Origin of the sequence: Mycobacterium sp. 1164966.3 (assembly GCF_001665395.1) — a bacterium.
In the GTDB taxonomy this organism is placed as follows: domain Bacteria; phylum Actinomycetota; class Actinomycetes; order Mycobacteriales; family Mycobacteriaceae; genus Mycobacterium.
In genome coordinates this window covers 71,354-88,512 of record NZ_LZSG01000035.1, presented here as the reverse complement: position 1 = coordinate 88,512, position 17,159 = coordinate 71,354, and the positions used below count along the sequence as shown (strand labels likewise).

Genomic DNA, 17,159 nt, shown 5'->3' with positions numbered 1-17,159 from the left:
TGCCGGGTGATAATGACCGTCATGACAGACAAGACCGACCGTCCCACACCGGTGCGGAAGCGGATGAAGACCCTCACCCAAGCGGCGCTGAACGCGGACAAGACGGTCGAGCAGGTCGAGGACGTTCTCGACGGCCTGAGCAGCACGATGGTCGAGCTCAACAGCTCGCTGTCGGCGCTGAACGCGACGGTCGAACGCCTCGAGACCGGCCTGGATCATCTCGAGGGCACCCTGCACAGCCTCGACGATCTGGCCAAGCGGCTCATCGTGCTGGTCGAGCCGGTAGAAGCCATCGTCGAGCGGATCGATTACATCGTCAGCCTGGGCGAAACCATGGTGTCCCCGCTCTCGATGACCGAGCACGCCGTGCGCGGCGTGATGGATCGGTTGCGCAACCGCAGCTTGCGTTAGGTGGCGAGCAGACGCAAAACCCCCTCGACAAGCCGTGTCAGAGGGGGTTTTGCGTCTGCTCGCCACCCTTCGCCGCGCCTACATCTTGGTCAATCGGGCCATCGCGAAGCTGTAGAGGCCGTAGGTGATGATGCCTAGGGCTGCGGCGATCAGGAGCGCAGCACCGTAGGGCTGAGCCCCGAGTGTTTTGAGGGCCCCGTCGAGTCCGGTGGCTTTTTTCGGCTCTGAGCGCAACGCCGCGACGACGACCAGCCCGCCCGCGCCGACGAGAACCACACCTTTGCCGATGTAGCCGAGCATGCCCACGCGTCGCACCAGATTGCCCGATTTGCCTTTCAGGTCGCCCAGGAAGTTGCGGCTGGCCCCTTTGTAAACGTGGTAGACACCCACCGCGACGATGCCGATTCCGCAGGCGATGAGCGCAACGGTGCCGATGACGGTCTGCATCAGGCGCGCGCTGATGGTCGAATTCCGCTCACCCGTGGAGCGCCCCGCGCCCAGGGCGAATCCGAACGCGGAGTAGGCGAAAGCGAAATAGACGATTGCCAAACCGAAGGCTTTGACCCTATCCAACCTTCCCGACGAGGTGCCCCCGTCGGGCCTGCGGTCGGTCGCCCGGCCCAGGACGGTCTCGACCAGCCGCCACAGGCCCAGCATCAGCAGGGCGGCGGCCGCGATCCAGAGCCCGATCCGCCCGCCCGGTTGCGCCGCCAGTGCCGCCAGAGCTCCGGATTGATCGGCGGTGGCGGCGGCGCCGAGCGCGATCCGGATGGCCAGGTAGCCGACGATCAGATGCAGCGACCCGCTCACCACAAACCCGGCACGGGCCAACCGCTCGAAGACGCTGTTCTGGGCTAGCTCCGTCGGGGTGACGGAGGCGTCGTCAGGCATGTGGGCTTAATGCCCGTTATCCGCTGTTGCGTAACGCGCTGGCCAAACCGTTCATCGTCAACAAGATGCCGCGCTGCACCAGTTCGTCGTCGTCACCCGAACGGTAGCGGCGCAGCAACTCCACCTGAAGGTGGTTCAGCGGCTCCAGATACGGGAAGCGGTTGAACACCGAACGCGCCAGCGCCACATTGTCGGCGAGCAGGTCCTCTTGGCCGGTGATGAGCTTGTGCATGGCGATGGTGCGCTCGTGTTCATCGGTGATCTTGTCGAAGACCCTGCGCCGCAACGATTCATCGGGCACCAGCTCGGCATAGCGGGCGGCCAGGCCCAGGTCGCTTTTGGCCAGCACCTGCGCCAGGTTCGACAGCACGCTGCGGAAGAACGGCCAGCGCTCATAGAGGTCGCGCAGTACCTGCACCCGCTCGGCTTCGGCGCCGGCGGCGATCCACTGCTCGAATGCCGAACCGGTGCCGTACCAGCCGGGCAGCATGACCCGCGACTGGCTCCACGCCAACACCCACGGAATCGCGCGCAGGTCGTCGATCGACTCGGTGGGCTTGCGCGATGTCGGCCTGCTGCCGATGTTGAGTGACCCGATTTCACTGACCGGCGTGGAGGCCTTGAAGTAGTCCACGAAACCCGGTGTGTCGTGGACTAATTCGGCGTAGGCGCGTTGCGCCAGCCCGGCCACCTCGCCGAGGACCGCGTAAGCGGGCTCTGCAGCCTCACCCAAGCCCTCCACGTCCAGCAGCGTTGACTCCAGGGTGGCGGCCACAAGGCTCTCCAGGTTGCGTCGCGCCATGCGGGGTTCGGCGTACTTGGCGGCGATCACTTCGCCTTGCTCGGTCAGCCGCAATGACCCGCTCACCGCTCCGGGCGGCTGCGCCAGGATGGCCTGGTAGCTCGGGCCGCCGCCGCGGCCGACGGTTCCACCGCGACCGTGGAAGAGCCGCAACCGGATTCCGGTTTTGCGGGCCACTTCCACCAAAGCCAGCTCGGCCCGGTAGACGGCCCAGTTGGCGGCCAGATAACCGCCGTCCTTATTGGAGTCCGAGTAGCCCAGCATCACCTCCTGCGAGTCGCCGCGCGCGGAGACCAGCGCGCGGTAAAGCGGAAGCTCGAGCATCGAATGCAGGATGGTCGCGGCGTTGTGCAGATCGTCGATCGTTTCGAACAGCGGCGAAATGCCAACGGGGCAATACAATTCCGGCCCGGAAGCGTCCAGCAGGCCAGCCTCCTTGAGCAGGATCGCCGCCTCCAGCACATCCGACACCGACCGGCACATGGAGATCACGTAGTTGGGCACGGCGGCGAAACCGTAGATCTCGACCGCGCGTGCCGCGGCCGCCGCGACACCCAGCTCGCCGCGCGCCAGTTCCGACAATTGTGCGCGGTCGCCCACCAGCGGGCGTCTGGTGCTCAGTTCGCCCGCCAACAGTTCGACCCGCTCGTCCTCGGACAGGGAGCTGTAGTCCGGATGCACCCCGGCCCATGCCAGCAGCTCGGCGATCACCTCTTCATGCACGTCGGAGTTTTGTCGCAGGTCCAGGCCGCACAGGTGAAACCCGAAGACTCCCACGCCTTCCCGTAGCAGGGCCAGCCGGTCATCGGCCAGCAGCGTGGCGCCGTGGGTGCGCAACGAGGAGTCGATGGCGTCTAGATCGGTCCGCAGTTCGGCCGGCGTGGAATACGGCGGCAAACCCATGTCCAGCACATCCTGGGGCTGCCGGTCCAGGATCTGGCTGGCGGTTGCGGTCAGCCGGCCCCGGATCACCCGCAGCGCCCGCCGGTACGGCTCGTCGGCGCGGGCCTTCTCCGTGCAGCCCTCGGCCAGTTCGGCCAGCTCGGAGGTCACCGTGATCAGCCGCCCCGACATCGTCAGCTCCTGCTCGAGGGCGGTGAGCTCGGTCAGGTAGTGCGCCAGTGCGGTGTAGGCGGCGCTGCCGGTTGCCAGGCGCACCACGTCGGCGGTCACATTGGGATTGCCGTCGCGGTCGCCACCGATCCAGGAGCCGGGCTGCAGAATCGGCCCGGGGAGCAGGTCGGCGTCGGGCCAGCGAGTGCGCAACGCTTCCCGGACTTCGGCATTGACCTGCGGGACCACCGCGAAGAACGACGATGGGTACAACCGCAGCCCGGCCTCGATCTCGTCGCTGATCTGCAACCGGGACAGCCGCACCAGCGCTGTCTGCCACAGCGTCAGGACCTGGCGCCGCAACTCGGATTCGATGTTGCGCCCGTCGTCGGTCTCGGTGTGGCCCTCCGCGTGCAGTCGCATCAACTCGGTGATCCGGTGCTGGGTGACGAACACGGTGCGCCGCCGGGTCTCGGTGGGGTGGGCGGTGCTGACCGGGGAAACCAGTGCACCTTTCAGGGCCTCGGCGACGGTAGCCGAATCCAACTCCGCGCGATCGAGTTTGGCGTAGGTGGCGGCCAGGCTGCTGTCCTGCGGCGGCTCCCCGGCTTTGACGTGAATGGCGCGGCGGCGTTCCCGGTGGATGTCTTCAGCGACGTTGGCCAGCAGCGCGAAATGGCTGAACGCACGGATGACCGGGATTGCCAGATGAATGTCGATCCCGTCGAACATGCGCGACATCTCGGCCCGGTCGATCTCGGAACGGCGCACCCGGAACGCTTCCACCCGGGCACGCTCGACGAGCTCGAAAACCTCGTCGCCATTCTGCTCGCGAACTGTGTCGCCGAGGATGGTGCCCAGCAGCCTGATGTCGGCGCGCATCGGCTCAGTCGCCTCGCGGCCGACCCGCGTCCGGTGCACGGCACCGATGGGTTCCAGCGCGGCGTCGATGGTTTCAGCCATGCGTCTCAGTATCGACGCGAATCGCCGGCGTCGCCTGCTGCGGGTGTCTGCGTGGACGAGTCCGCATTCATGGCATCGAGCCTGCGGCCACGGCTGGATCTTGGCGGCAGGCTCAGTTATCACCGCCGCAGGTGCGGCGCCTTTGGCGGGCCCGACGTCGTTCGGTAGGCTGCGCCTCATGGTTTTGGCCCTGCAGATCACTTTGGTGGTCACCAGCGTGCTGGTGGTGTTGCTGGTGTTGCTGCACCGCGCGAAGGGCGGCGGTCTGTCGACGCTGTTCGGCGGTGGTGTGCAGTCCAGCCTTTCCGGGTCGACAGTCGTCGAGAAGAACCTGGACCGCTTGACGCTGTTCATCACCGGCATTTGGCTGGTCAGCATCATCGGCGTGGCGCTGGCAATCAAGTACCACGTGCACTGACAGCACGCCGATGAACTATCCACAGGGGCCGGGGCCCTATCCCCCGCCTGCGCCGCATCGGCCGCCGGGTCCGTATCCACCGTCGGGTCCCTATCCGCCGCAGTACGGCCAGCCGCCCCGATACGGCCAGCCGGACGGGCCGCCGCAGCCGTATCCCCAGACACCGCAGCCCAGCCCGTACCAGGGCCGCCCCTCCTACCCGATCCAGCAACCCGGTCCGCAGGGGTACGGCCAGCCGGCCGAAGGCATCGCCGTGACCACCCAGTACTTCCCGCTCGGATTCACGATGGCTCTGTTCAAGCCGAAGATCGTCGTCGACGGGTACGAAGCGCCGGTGGCTGGTTGGGGCCGCACGGTGGTCCCGGCCCGACCGGGTCCACATCACGTACACGTGCATGTGCCGTATTGGCTGCCGCCGCAGATCGGACCGGCAGACACGTCGGTCGAGGTTCATCCCGGCAGGCTGGTCGAGCTCGAATACAAGGCGCCGGTGTGGGGGTTCAGCCGCGGTTCGCTGGGCGTACCGCCGCAAAGCTACAACGGCGTCGGCATCACCATCGGAGTGATAGCGGTGTCGATGTTCCTGGCGGTGGCGCTCTCGCTGCTCATGATCCTGGCCAGGATGTGACGCGCGCGCGACGCCAGGAGGAGTTTTAGGGCAGCGGTCCGCCGGCGGCGATAGCCGCCAGAGTCGCGAACTGTTCCCCGTCCAGCGACGCCCCGCCGACCAAGCCGCCGTCGACGTCGGGCTGAGCGACGAGATCGCCGACGTTCTTCGCGTTCATCGAGCCGCCGTAGAGCACCCGCACGGATTCTGCAATCCCCGACGAGGCTAGTGACGCCAACTCTTCCCGGATCGCCGCGCACACCTCCTGAGCATCGGACGCACTGGCCACCCGTCCGGTTCCAATCGCCCAAACCGGTTCGTAGGCGATCACGACCTGGCCGATCTGCTCGGCCGACAACCCATTCAGCGAGCCGCGCAACTGCTCGACGTTGTGGGACACGTGGTTTCCCGCCTCGCGTACCTCGAGGTGCTCGCCGATACACACGATCGGGGTCAGTTCGTTTCTGAGCGCCGCTGCGGCCTTGGCGGCCACCAGTGCGTCGTCCTCGTGGTGATAGGTGCGCCGTTCGGAGTGCCCGACGGCAACATAGGTGCAGCCCAGCTTGGCCAGAAAGACGCCGCTGATGTCGCCGGTGTAGGCGCCTGAGTCATGTTGCGAAAGGTCCTGGGCGCCATAAGTCAGCCGCAGCTTGTCGCCGTCGACCAGGGTCTGCACGCTGCGCAGGTTGGTGAACGGCGGCAGTACCGTGACGTCAACCTTGTCGTAGTACTTGTCCGGCAGCGCAAATGCGACTTTTTGCACCAGCGCGATCGCCTCGAAGTGGTTGAGGTTCATCTTCCAGTTGCCGGCTATCAGTGGCTTACGACTCACGAGTCTCCTTTGCTCGGCTGCGCACTCCGCAGTACTTCGATACCTGGAAGCGCTTTGCCCTCAAGGTATTCCAGCGACGCGCCGCCGCCGGTGGATATGTGCGAGAAGTCGCCTTCCGGGATCCCCAGCGCGCGCACCGCGGCCGCCGAGTCACCGCCGCCCACCACACTGAACGCGCCCTTGCGGCTGGCGGCGGCGATCGCTTCGGCGACACCCCGGGTGCCGACGGCGAACGCCGGAAATTCGAACACACCCATCGGGCCGTTCCAGAACACGGTGCTGGCGTTGGACAGCAACACCGCGAAGCGCTTGACCGATTCCGGGCCGATATCCAGCCCCATCATGTCGCCCGGGATGGCGTCGCACGCCACGGTTTGCGACGGTGAGTCGGCGGCAAACTGCTCGGCCACGACGATGTCGCGGGGCAGTCTCAGGACGTCGGCGTAGGTGTCCAGCAACCGGCGGCAGGTCTCGACCATTTCGGTTTCCAGCAACGACTTACCCACCGAAAACCCCTGTGCGGCAAGGAATGTGAAGCACATGCCACCGCCGATCACAATGCTGTCGGCTTTGGTCGCCAACGACTCGATGACGCCGAGTTTGTCCGAGACCTTCGACCCGCCCAAAACCACCGCGTAAGGGCGTTTCGTCGAGCGCGTCAGCTGCTCCAGCACGGTGATCTCGTCGGCGACCAGCGTACCGGCGTAGTGCGGCAGCAGGGTGGCAACGTCGTACACGGAGGCCTGCTTGCGATGCACCACACCGAAGCCGTCGGAGACGAAAGCGCCTCCCGGCGAGACCAATTCGGCCAGCTGCTTGGCCAGCGCGAGGCGCTGGACATCATCCTTGCTCGTTTCGCGCGGGTCGAACCGGATGTTCTCCAGCAGCAGGATGTCGCCGTCGGTCAGGCCCTCGGCGCGGGCCAGCGCGTCGGCGCCCACAGGGGTGCGATCGGGGTCATTGGCCAACTGCACATGCCGGCCCAGCTGCTCGCCGAGCGCCGCGGCGACCGGCGCCAGCGACAGCTTCGGATCGGGGCCGTCCTTGGGTCGGCCCAGGTGGGCGGTGACCACGACTTTCGCGCCGGCGTCGAGCAGTGCTTTCAACGTCGGTGCCGACGCGGTGATCCGCCCCGGGTCGGTGATGGTGCCGTCTTCGTCGAGCGGCACGTTCAGATCGCTGCGCACCAGCACGCCGCGACCCGAAACACCCTCGGCCAGCAGGTCTTTCAGAGTTGGAAGCGAAGATCCTGCCACGGCTAGAGCGACTTGCCGACCAGCGCGACCAGGTCAACGAGACGGTTGGAATAGCCCCACTCGTTGTCGTACCACGACACCACCTTGGCCTGGTTGTCGATCACCTTGGTCAGACCGGAGTCGAAGATCGAGCTGTGCGGGTCGGTGACGATGTCGCTGGAGACGATCGGCGCGTCGTAGTACTTCAGGATGCCTTTGAGCTTGCCCTCGGCAGCGGCTTTGAACGCCGCATTGATCTCCTCGACGCTGGCGGACTTGGACAGCTCGGCGGTCAGGTCGGTGACCGAGCCGGTGGGAATCGGCACCCGGAGCGCATACCCGTCGAGCTTGCCTTTGAGACCCGGCATCACCAGCCCGATAGCCTTGGCCGCGCCGGTGGACGTGGGCACGATGTTCAGCGCGGCGGCACGGGCCCGCCGCAGGTCCTTGTGCGGACCGTCCTGCAGGTTCTGGTCCTGGGTGTATGCGTGAATGGTGGTCATCAGGCCCTTGACGATGCCGAACTCATCGTCGAGGACTTTGGCAAGCGGCGCAAGGCAGTTCGTTGTGCACGACGCGTTGGAGATGATGTTCTGGCTGCCGTCGTACTTGTCGTCGTTGACCCCCAGGACGATGGTGATGTCCTCATCGGTGGCCGGCGCGGAGATGATCACCTTCTTGGCACCGGCCTCCAGGTGGCCTTTGGCCTTGGCCGCGCTGGTGAACAATCCGGTCGATTCGACCACGACGTCCACGCCGAGGTCTCCCCACGGCAATGCCGCGGGACCTTCCCTGACCGCCAGCACCTTGACTTTCGCGGGACCGACGACGATCGTGTCGCCTTCGACAGTGATGTCGTGGGGCAACCGGCCCAGGATGGAGTCGAATTTGAGGAGGTGCGCCAGTGTGCCGCTGTCGGTGATGTCGTTGACCGCGATCACTTCGATGTCGGCCGTGCCCTCTCCCTGTTGAGCCAATAGCGCCCGGTAGAAGTTTCGTCCGATTCGACCGAAGCCGTTGATGCCTACCCGGACCGTCACGTGTCTCGTCTCCTTGATTGCTGATGTGATGCACGGGCTAGCCTAGTCGGGCGACGATGCAGGCCGAAACGGCCCTGTTCGCGCAGGTTACGCCGGGAGTGGGTCGACCCATCGGACACCCGCGAAGCGACTGAAGTCGACATCGGTCGAACACAATTCGGCGCCGTATTCGGTGGCCAAAGCCGCGAGGTGGGCATCAATGGTCAGATTGCCCGCCGTCCCAAGGGGAGTGAGCAAACCGCGCAGCACACTGGCATGACGCTCGGTCTGGTGCAATACGGTCACGCACGGCTGCTGCAGCCATTGCTCAACCACGTCAAACGATTCCTCTGCGGTCAACGGCCGGGCAAACACCGCCGACCGCGTGGATAATCGCACAAAACCGATGAGGACCTGCCATGCGAAAGCGACGGTGTCCGAACCGGACAGCGTCTCGTCGAGCCAGGCGCGTGCCCCCCGGTGGCGCGACGACGACTCGTCCATCGCATATACCAGGATGTTCAGGTCGCACAGCTTCATTTGCGGAGTGCGGGCTTGCGCAATGTCTCCGCGTCTTCGTCGGCGCCGGCCAGTGCCAGCGCCGTGGCGATATCAAATCCCGCGCGCAGGCCCATGTCGCGACTGGGCGTGCGATAGGGACGCTGGGCTATGATTCTTCCAGCTCATGGCCCGTTTTTGAGGTCGATTTAGGTGCCCGCTTCATCGGCCCGCGGCGCGGATGGGCCGGCTGCGGCGGCTGAGCCCATTCGGCGCCGGTGGCCTCGAACAAACGGCTGATCTCGGCCACGTGCATGTCGGCGAGATCCCACACGTCGGGGATCAGGTCACGGTCGGCGATGAAGCCGAAGTCGAGACGGTCCAGATAGCTGACGACGGTGATGTTGAGGCCCTGCCCGTCGGTGACGATCGACACCGGGAACTGGTGAGACAACTTGGCCCCGGCGAAGTACAACGGCTGGCGCGGCCCGGGAACGTTGGAGATCACCAGGTTGAACGGCTGCGATACCCGGTCGGCCAATCGCAGCCGCGACGCCAGGCGTACGGCGGCGGTGGACAGCACCGGCGGCGAGTAGCGGGTGAGGTCGACCAGTTCGGCGGCCGGCACCAGCTCATGCGTGCGCTTGGCGTCTTGCATGGCCTTGCGGCAGCGGGCAACGCGTTCGACCGGATCCGCACAGTCGGTGGGCAACTCGGCAACGATGGCCGATACCCGGTTAGTCCACGGGTCCGTCTCGTCGCCACTTCGGATCGAAACCGGCACCATTGCCCGCAACGGACGGTCCGGCAGCGCGTCATGGGCCAACAAATACTGGCGCAGGGCGCCGGCGCAGATCGCCATGACGATGTCGTTGACGGTGCTGCCGGTGGCGTCCTTGAGCCGCTTGACGTTCTCCAGCGACGTGGTGCGCATGGCGAACCGGCGGTGCGGGGTGATCGATTTGTTCCACGGCGTCGGCGGCGCGGTGACCGTGGGCAAGGCGATGTTGGGCCGGTTTCCCCGGCCCAGCTGGGCCACCCATTTGACCGCTGCCCCGGCGCGACCGGCAGCGCTGCTCACGCTGTGGATCCCGGCGGCGTCGGCGAGTTGACCGACGATCCGGGCCTGCAGCCGCATCGCCCGGAACGGGTTGCGAGCCAGTTCGCCCACCGTGCGGCGCAGCAATTCGGCGCTCGACGGCAGCGCTTCGGGCTCCCAGGCCGGGCCCGGGCCCGGCGGCGGCACATCAGGTTCGGTGTCGGTGACGATCTGCAACATCAGCTGCCCGGAGGCCCCGTCGATGGTGGCGTGGTGGTACTTGGTCAGCAGCGCCCAGCGGCCGTCGGCCAGGCCGTCGATGACATAGACCTCCCATAGCGGCCGGGTGCGGTCCATCGGTCGACCGACGATCCGGCACACCTGATCGGCCAGCTGGTCTACGAGACCCGGTCGGGCCAAATGCAATTCGCGGATGTGGTAGTCAAGGTCGAAGTTGGGATCGAAGATCCAGTAGGGATGGTCGAGCCCGAACGGCACTTCCACCAAACGTCGCCGCATCGGCTCCAGTTCGCCGACCAGCGACGCGTATTTCTCGTACACCGCCGCATACGGGTCGTAGTCCGGGCCGGGCCGTTCAAAGATCATCAGGCCGGTCACATGACCGAATGTCGTCGACGTTTCCATGTGCAGAAACGCGGCGTCCAGGCCGGTGAGCTGCTTCACGACTGGCTCCTAGGTTATTCGGGTGCCGCGAACGAAAACTGCTCGCGCAGAGCGCGTTTCAGCGCCTTGCCGGTCGGGGTGCGCGGGATGACGTCGGTGAACACCGCCCGCTTCGGCAGTTTGAAGCGCGCCAGCTTGCCGGTGCAGTGCGCCAGCACTGCCGCTTTGTCGAGTTCCGGATCCGCGCGCACCACCACCGCCAGCGGCGACTCACCCCACTTGGCCGACGGCATGCCCAGCACCGCGACATCGGCGATGCCCGGGTGCGACAACAGGACATCCTCGACCTCGGCCGGGTACACGTTCTCCCCGCCGGAGATGATCATGTCCTTGATCCGGTCCTGGATGTAGACGAAACCGTCGGCGTCGCGGACCGCGACATCGCCGGTGTGCAACCAGCCGTCGGTGATCGTCTCGGCGGTCGCGTCCGGGCGATTCCAATAGCCGGCCATGATGTGGCGGCCGCGTACCAGCAACTCCCCGGGCACGCCCGGAGCCACATCGTCGCCCTGCAGGTCGACGATGCGTACCTCGGTATGGAAGAACGCCTTGCCGGTCGATCCGATGTGCGACATAGCGTCGTCGGGACTGATCACGCAGGCCGGACCGCAGGTCTCGGTGAGGCCGTATACCTGGTGGACCTCGTAACCGAGACCGGCGTACGTCTCGATCAGCGACGGCGGCACCGGCGCCGCCCCGCTGAAGAAGCAGCGCAACTGCAACGACTCGCGCAATTCCGGCCGATACGTCGGCAGCATGAAGTTCAGCATGGCCGGCACCGCAAGCGTGGTGGTGACCCGCTCGTCGCGGAACACGTCCCAGATCCGCGTCGGGTCGAAGTTGCGCAAGAGAATGATGGTCGCGCCGCGATAGACAGACCCCGCCATCGGAGTAAGCGCCCGGACGTGAAACATCGGCATCGAGATCAGGTAGCGGTCGCGGAACCGGATGTCGGTGCTCGCCAACATTGTGAGCAGGGCCCACTGCACGCTGTCGTGGGTGTGCACTGCGCCCTTCGGCAGCCCGATAGTCCCGGAGGTGTACATGATGAACAGCGGGTCGTCGCCGTCGGCTTGGGCCAGCACCGGATCCGGCGGCGCCTGCTCAACCAAGCCGTCGAAGTCCTGCGCCCACCCGGGGCCGTCCGGGCCGACGCGCAACCAGCGCGTCACCGCTGTACCTTCCTCGTCGTTCCCGCCGCGCTCGTGCAGTTCGGCGACCACGGAGTCGAACTCGACGTCGAACACCAACACCGCGGCCCCCGAATCGCGCAGCATGAACGCCAGCTCGTCGGCGACCAGCCGGCAATTCAGCGGAACGAACACCAGCCCGGCCCGGGCCGCGCCGTAGAAGACCTCGATGAACTGGTGATTGTTGGGCAACAGCACCGCGACCCGGTCCCCCTTGGCGAGGCCCGAGCCGATCAGTACCTGCGCAGCCCGGTTGGCCCGATCGTTGAGCTCGGTGAAAGTGAACCGCAGGCCGGCGGCGTCGTCTACGAGTGCCTCCAGTTCGGGATTCAGCTCTGCTCGTCTGCTCAGATGCGATCCGACATTCATGGTTTGCTCTTTCCGGTCGGTGCGCTCAGGTGGTGAGCAGGCCGCCCTCGACGGGCAGTGTGATCCCGGTAACGTAGCTGCTCGCATCGCTGGCGAGGAAGACCAGCGCCGCACTGAGTTCTTCGGCCAGGCCGACGCGGCCCATGAGAGTGCGCGGGATGACCGTGTTCTCGATGTATCCGGCCGGGAACTGGTCGGTCATCTCGGTCTCGAAGAATCCGGGCGCCAGCGCGTTGACCCGGATGCCTTTGCGCCCGGTCCACTGTTGGGCCAGGTCGCGGGTCAGCCCGATCAGTCCGGCCTTGGACGCCGCATAGGCGGCCTGCGGCAGACCGGCCGTGGTAAGGCCGAGCACGCTGCTGATGTTGATGATCGAGCTACCGGGCCGCATGACCTGTACGCACGCCTGGGCCATCCAGTAGCAGCCGTTGAGGTTGAGGTCGATGACCGACCGGAACTCGTCAGGAGTCTCGCGGGTGGCCGGGACGGCGGTTCCGACGCCGGCGTTGTTCACCAGGACGTCGACCCGTCCGAACGTGTCGATCGCGGCGTTGACCAGGTCCTGGCAGTGCTCGGGGTCGGTCACGTCGGTACGGACCGCGAGAGCCTTGCGGCCCGCGGACTCGACCAGCGCGCGGGTGTCGGCCAGCCGGTCTACACGCCGCGCGCCGAGCACTACGTCGGTACCGGCCTCGGCTAGCGCCTGAGCGAACCCGACGCCCAGGCCGCTGGATGCACCGGTGACGATCGCGACTCGATCGTCAATTCGGAATCGGTCGAGGATGCGCATCATGCAGTGCTCGCGGGCTGGTTTGACTTATTGTTGCACCGTATCGTGATATCTTGCATTCAGGCAACAATCTGCGATTTATTTCACTTATTGCAACGCCTGATACTCTGTCGCAGAAGCGAGACTTTTGTGCGGCCCGGCCGGGGAGGTGCGACATCGGCGAAACACAGTTGGCTCGCCTGCTGACGGCGACGGACCGCCGCCCCGATGCGTTGACGGCTTTCCGCATCGCCCGCCGGTGGTTCATCGCGGGCCGGCGGATTGAGATGCAGGAACTGGCAGCCGAACTCGGCGTGAACCGGGCGACTCTGTTCCGCTGGGTCGGCAGCCGTGACGATCTGCTCGGCGAGATCCTGTGGTCGCTCGCCGAACCCACGCTGGCGCTGGCGGTCGATGGAGCACGCGGGTCGGGCGGAAAACGGATCGCCAGCATCATGGGCCGTTTCGTCGCGTTGCTGGACGAGGCGGACTTTTTCCGGGAATTTCTGCGACGAGAACCGGAACGCGCACTGCGCATCCTCACGACGCGCGCCAGCACGGTCCAGTCTCGGCTGGTCAAGGCCGTCGAAACCCTTGTCGGCGAGGAGATTACGCGCTCAGCGATGCATCCGCCGTTGTCGCCGCACGACCTGGGTTACCTGATCGTGCGCATCGTCGAATCCTTCCTTTATGCCGACATCATCACCGGCGAAGAACACGACACCGCAAAGGCTGCGCTGGCCATCACCGCATTGCTCGGAAGCGATGCCGCGCCGGGCAAGTCAGGACGCGGCGGGCGTGGCACGTGAAACTACATGGACGGGGAACTCGTCACCGGGCTCGGGCCAGGGCTGACGCGTCAGCATGTCCTCGACGGTGACATACCCCGCCTCGATCAAACCGGTCTTGGCGTCGACGATTCGATACCACTGCTTTTGGACGTGGATCGGCTGGCCTTCCAAGATGATGACGCGGACCTCGCCCTCCTCGAAGTTGCAGCGTCGTTGCACCGCTTCCAGGAGCTGCTCGTTGTGCAAATGGCCCTCACCGAAGTTCCAACCGACCAACGGCCCTGCGACGAGTTCGCCTTCGCGCACTTTGTATTCGGCTTCGTTGGCCTCTCCTCCCGTAGCGTGGGGCAAGAGTCCGTTGAGCGCCCGTCCGTGGGTGTGCATGGCGCGGAATGCTGCGACCTTGTCGGACATGACTTCGGCGGTGGCCGCGCCGTATAGCCGCGCCAGCTGATTGACCACCAGGGCAGAGCTTTTGACGACGTTGGCTTCGATCTTGTCCTCGGCGCCCGGACGGAAGCACCACACGCTGGTGGCCCAGTTGCCGGCGTAGTACCGCATCCCAGGCAGGAACGAAATCTTTTCGGGGAACAGGTTTCCCGCGATTGCAATGGCCGCCGCGACCAGCACGAGCGCCAGCAGCAGCGGTGACTGAATATCGGTCGCCTTGGTCGCGCCGTAGTGCCCGAACAGATAGAACAACGAGAAGATGAAAAAGACGTTCCACTCCAACGGGACTCCCATCGGGAGATTGGAAATGATGTTGAGGTGGAAGATCACCATGAATCCGATGAGGTACCACCGCCAGGGTTGATCGCCGGCTACGAACACCAGAATTGTCGGGATCACGAATTCGGCGGTGGTACCGCCCACATGGGCCATGAGCTTGGGCAACCGAGACGGGCGCAGGTCGTCGACGTGGTCGAGGTAGAGCCTGCGTTTGACCGGGTTGAACAACCGGCTGCGTAGCAGGGCGTTGTTACTCGTCATCACGGCAACGACGTAGGGGAAATGATGGTTGAGTTTGGAAGTTGCCGCGCCCCACCACAGGCACAGCATGATGATCTTGAATGCCGCGATCTGGTCGGGAATGAACGGGAAGAAGAACACGAACAGTTTCAGCCAATAGTGCTCACCGCGGGCGGCCAGAAAAATTGTCTTGTCGCGCAGGCCCACCAGGGCCAGAGCGACGATGGTCGGGATCACCAGGACGGGGTTGATCAATCCGACATCGCTACCGGTGACGGGTCCGCCGTGCCCGGGTGACAACAGCGCCCACACCGCGCTGGCCAACACGATGGCGTAGAGCGCGACGTCGACAATCGTGCGACGGTCCCCACCGGTGAGCGGAACCTTGCCCGGCCACGGAGGCAGCCGAATTGTGTTGGGCCGCAACCAATAAAGGAATCCGCCGATCGGCGGCATGAACCGCCCGGTCAGCGGCCCGGATCCGCAGCCGAAGCCCATGACCTCGAACAGCAGGGTGAAGACGATGACCTTCTGATACACGATCGGCTGGGTCCACCAGTCGGCGATGTGGCTCAGCCCACCCAGGCCGGGCGTCAGCGAGATGATCGCTGCGGGAATCGCGACGTACAGGCCGATCTTGATCAGGTAGAGCAGATACACCGCGTAGGGCGTGCCGAAGCCGTGCTCGGCCCAGTGCCGGGTGACAACTTGCAGTCGCGCGGCCCGGGACTGGTTCTGCCACGTGTCGGGGTCGACGTCCGGAAGCTCCGGTGACATGAATCCCATGGCGGCCTCGTTCCTACCGATTGTGCGACCAGTTGGTCAATACAATCTATTCGGAATCACGAGTCAGGTGGACTATTTGGGGTCGTCGGTCCCGTCGGCCCGACCAAGCCCGTGGGCGTCAGGCAACGCTTGCGGTACCACCGAATCAGGCCGTGCTTTCCGGGGAATCGGGGGGATCATTTCATCGCTCGGGGGAAATCGCCGCTGCAAAGTATCGATCAGATCCTGGAGAATTTGCCGGTCCTGTTCTTCGATCTGGGTCAAATGCCGGAAAGCACATGCGTATCCGACATCGCCCCGAGCAGTAGCGACCGCGATTCCCCTCTGGTACATGTCGATCCGGAGGTTGGTCCGTCGGCAGATCTGGTAGAGCAGCCGCAGAAAGTACTGGGAGTCGACCTCATCGGTTTGGGCAGCAGGCCGGTTCATGTTTGTCTCTCTCAACCGGATTTGGACGTTTGAACTGGGCAAACGCTAATCCGCTGAGTTCGCACCGAACATATGCGCGGACGTTGAAGCTTGACATTTCTTTTGTGCGCGCAGCACCAACGGCTAAGTCGTCGGTTTGGCCGCGCGCAGCACCTCAGGGGCCATAGCCCGGCAGATCTCCAGTGCCGTCTGCACCCGGAAAACAGCATCGGGATCGTCGAAGCTCTGTCCGCACAAGTCCATCGCCTGGGTCACCCGGTACTGAATAGTGTTGCGATGCAGGGTCATCGCGTCGGCCGTCGCGACGTAACTGCGGTTGCGGGCCAAGAACTCCCGCAAAGTCTCGCGCAGCCACTCGTTGCGCTCGTCGTCAACACTGAGACCGCCCAGTACCTCGGTGACGAAGCGCCTCAGCTCTTCCACATCGCCTGCCATCAGAGCTATCGGCGCGACATCACCGTAGAAGACGACCCGGCCGGGACGGCGCCGCTCCCCGGCAAGAATCACCGCCTTCGCCCTCTCGGCTTGTTCCAGCGACACCCGGAACCCGCGCAGGCCGCTTTCGACTCGACCGAACGCCACGCGTGCCCGCAATCCTGCCGAGTCGACAGCCGAGCGCAGACGCGCGTTGTCGGGCGTGGCTTTGTCTCTGTGTTTTACGTGCGCCAGCGAAAACCACAGCCGAACCTCACGCTCATCAACCGGCACCAACAACGTATTACCGACATGGCTGAGCTCCGCGGCCAATATCGACCGCACCTGATCGACGATCGTCACCGCGTCGGCGGTGGGTACCGCGGCATCCACGCAAACTACAGCCGCGATATGCGTTCCGTTCAAGGGATAGCGCAACACTTTCTCAGCGCGCGCAACATCGATCGGCTTGCCGGCAAGCACCTCGCTGATCCACCGCTGTTGCAGGCCACTGCGGCGGCTCAGCCACCGGTCATGCTCCTGCTCGTAGGCCACGATCAATTGGTCGGCGACCATGTCGATGACGCGCGCCGAGCGAGTCACCAGCTCGACCATCGTCGGCACTTGCTGCTCAGGCGGCAATTCCGACACGTATTGCATGGCCACCTCGACGAAGTGCGCATGCCCCAGCCGGTGCGCTCGAACCAACGGCGCTAAAGCGATATCGCGCTGCGCGGCCGCGCGCGCATAAGCGAGGGCGGCAGCCGGGGCTTCTAGCAGTGATGTCGGCTCGTCCCGAGCCAGGTAGTGGACCGCCGCCACGAAGTTCTCGGTGACGCTGGCCCGCCACAATTCGATCATTCTGGCGTCGTAGTTGAGCCCCTTGATCTGGGTTCTCATGATTTCGAACAACTCGGCGATGAATTCGTCACGGATCTTGTCCATCCGTCGAACGATCGTCAAAAGGGCGTCGCCGTCGACGTCGGCCAC

General features: G+C 65.1%; 16 protein-coding genes. 4 read left to right on the top strand and 12 right to left on the bottom strand.

Going from position 1 to position 17,159, the window contains the following annotated elements; translation table 11 throughout:
• The first annotated feature begins 12 nt into the window (after window positions 1-12).
• Window positions 13-411, top strand: coding sequence for an ATPase (locus A9W99_RS12450; protein WP_067377689.1), 399 nt, complete (start codon window positions 13-15; stop codon window positions 409-411).
• A 78-nt stretch (window positions 412-489) separates the two neighbouring features.
• Here the strand turns inward: A9W99_RS12450 and A9W99_RS12445 are convergent, their stop codons facing one another.
• A complete protein-coding gene (locus A9W99_RS12445; protein WP_067377685.1) occupies window positions 490-1,302 on the bottom strand; it encodes a DUF1206 domain-containing protein in 813 nt (270 codons plus the stop codon).
• A 16-nt stretch (window positions 1,303-1,318) separates the two neighbouring features.
• On the bottom strand, window positions 1,319-4,120 hold the full coding sequence (ppc, locus tag A9W99_RS12440; protein WP_067377681.1) for a phosphoenolpyruvate carboxylase: 2,802 nt from the start codon (window positions 4,118-4,120) through the stop codon (window positions 1,319-1,321).
• A gap of 178 nt (window positions 4,121-4,298) precedes the next feature.
• Between ppc and secG the strand changes: the two genes are divergently transcribed.
• Window positions 4,299-4,538, top strand: coding sequence for a preprotein translocase subunit SecG (gene secG, locus A9W99_RS12435; protein WP_067236004.1), 240 nt, complete (start codon window positions 4,299-4,301; stop codon window positions 4,536-4,538).
• Window positions 4,539-4,548: 10 nt separating this feature from the next.
• A complete protein-coding gene (locus A9W99_RS27225) occupies window positions 4,549-5,166 on the top strand; it encodes a hypothetical protein (protein WP_253869782.1) in 618 nt (205 codons plus the stop codon).
• A gap of 25 nt (window positions 5,167-5,191) precedes the next feature.
• Here A9W99_RS27225 and tpiA read toward each other — a convergent pair whose 3' ends face one another.
• The 7 genes from tpiA to A9W99_RS12395 form a co-directional block, all read right to left on the bottom strand.
• Window positions 5,192-5,977 carry a triose-phosphate isomerase gene (gene tpiA, locus A9W99_RS12425; protein ID WP_067377678.1) on the bottom strand — a complete coding sequence of 262 codons (786 nt, stop codon included), beginning with the start codon at window positions 5,975-5,977 and terminating at the stop codon, window positions 5,192-5,194.
• Window positions 5,974-7,233 carry a phosphoglycerate kinase gene (pgk, locus tag A9W99_RS12420; RefSeq protein WP_067377675.1) on the bottom strand — a complete coding sequence of 420 codons (1,260 nt, stop codon included), beginning with the start codon at window positions 7,231-7,233 and terminating at the stop codon, window positions 5,974-5,976. The genes tpiA and pgk overlap by 4 nt, the downstream gene beginning before the upstream one ends.
• A gap of 2 nt (window positions 7,234-7,235) precedes the next feature.
• Entirely contained in the window at window positions 7,236-8,252 is a 1,017-nt protein-coding gene (gap, locus tag A9W99_RS12415) for a type I glyceraldehyde-3-phosphate dehydrogenase (protein WP_067377672.1), read from the bottom strand.
• Between the two features lie 87 nt (window positions 8,253-8,339).
• A complete protein-coding gene (locus A9W99_RS12410) occupies window positions 8,340-8,771 on the bottom strand; it encodes a type II toxin-antitoxin system VapC family toxin (RefSeq protein ID WP_067377669.1) in 432 nt (143 codons plus the stop codon).
• A gap of 127 nt (window positions 8,772-8,898) precedes the next feature.
• On the bottom strand, window positions 8,899-10,452 hold the full coding sequence (locus tag A9W99_RS12405; RefSeq protein WP_067377666.1) for a wax ester/triacylglycerol synthase family O-acyltransferase: 1,554 nt from the start codon (window positions 10,450-10,452) through the stop codon (window positions 8,899-8,901).
• Window positions 10,453-10,466: 14 nt separating this feature from the next.
• A complete protein-coding gene (locus tag A9W99_RS12400) occupies window positions 10,467-12,011 on the bottom strand; it encodes a long-chain fatty acid--CoA ligase (protein ID WP_067377663.1) in 1,545 nt (514 codons plus the stop codon).
• Between the two features lie 25 nt (window positions 12,012-12,036).
• Entirely contained in the window at window positions 12,037-12,801 is a 765-nt protein-coding gene (locus tag A9W99_RS12395) for an SDR family NAD(P)-dependent oxidoreductase (protein ID WP_067377831.1), read from the bottom strand.
• Between the two features lie 170 nt (window positions 12,802-12,971).
• On the opposite strand from A9W99_RS12395, the gene A9W99_RS12390 reads away from it, so the two are divergent.
• On the top strand, window positions 12,972-13,589 hold the full coding sequence (locus A9W99_RS12390) for a QsdR family transcriptional regulator (protein WP_253869779.1): 618 nt from the start codon (window positions 12,972-12,974) through the stop codon (window positions 13,587-13,589).
• Here A9W99_RS12390 and A9W99_RS12385 read toward each other — a convergent pair.
• From A9W99_RS12385 to A9W99_RS12375, 3 genes are all read right to left on the bottom strand, one after another.
• Window positions 13,563-15,326: a DUF3556 domain-containing protein gene (locus A9W99_RS12385; protein ID WP_067377662.1), complete on the bottom strand. Its 1,764-nt coding sequence runs from the start codon at window positions 15,324-15,326 to the stop codon at window positions 13,563-13,565. The genes A9W99_RS12390 and A9W99_RS12385 overlap by 27 nt on opposite strands.
• Before the next feature lie 72 nt (window positions 15,327-15,398).
• Window positions 15,399-15,755: a hypothetical protein gene (locus A9W99_RS12380; RefSeq protein WP_067377659.1), complete on the bottom strand. Its 357-nt coding sequence runs from the start codon at window positions 15,753-15,755 to the stop codon at window positions 15,399-15,401.
• 123 nt (window positions 15,756-15,878) lie between these two features.
• Window positions 15,879-17,159: a CdaR family transcriptional regulator gene (locus A9W99_RS12375; protein ID WP_067377824.1), complete on the bottom strand. Its 1,281-nt coding sequence runs from the start codon at window positions 17,157-17,159 to the stop codon at window positions 15,879-15,881.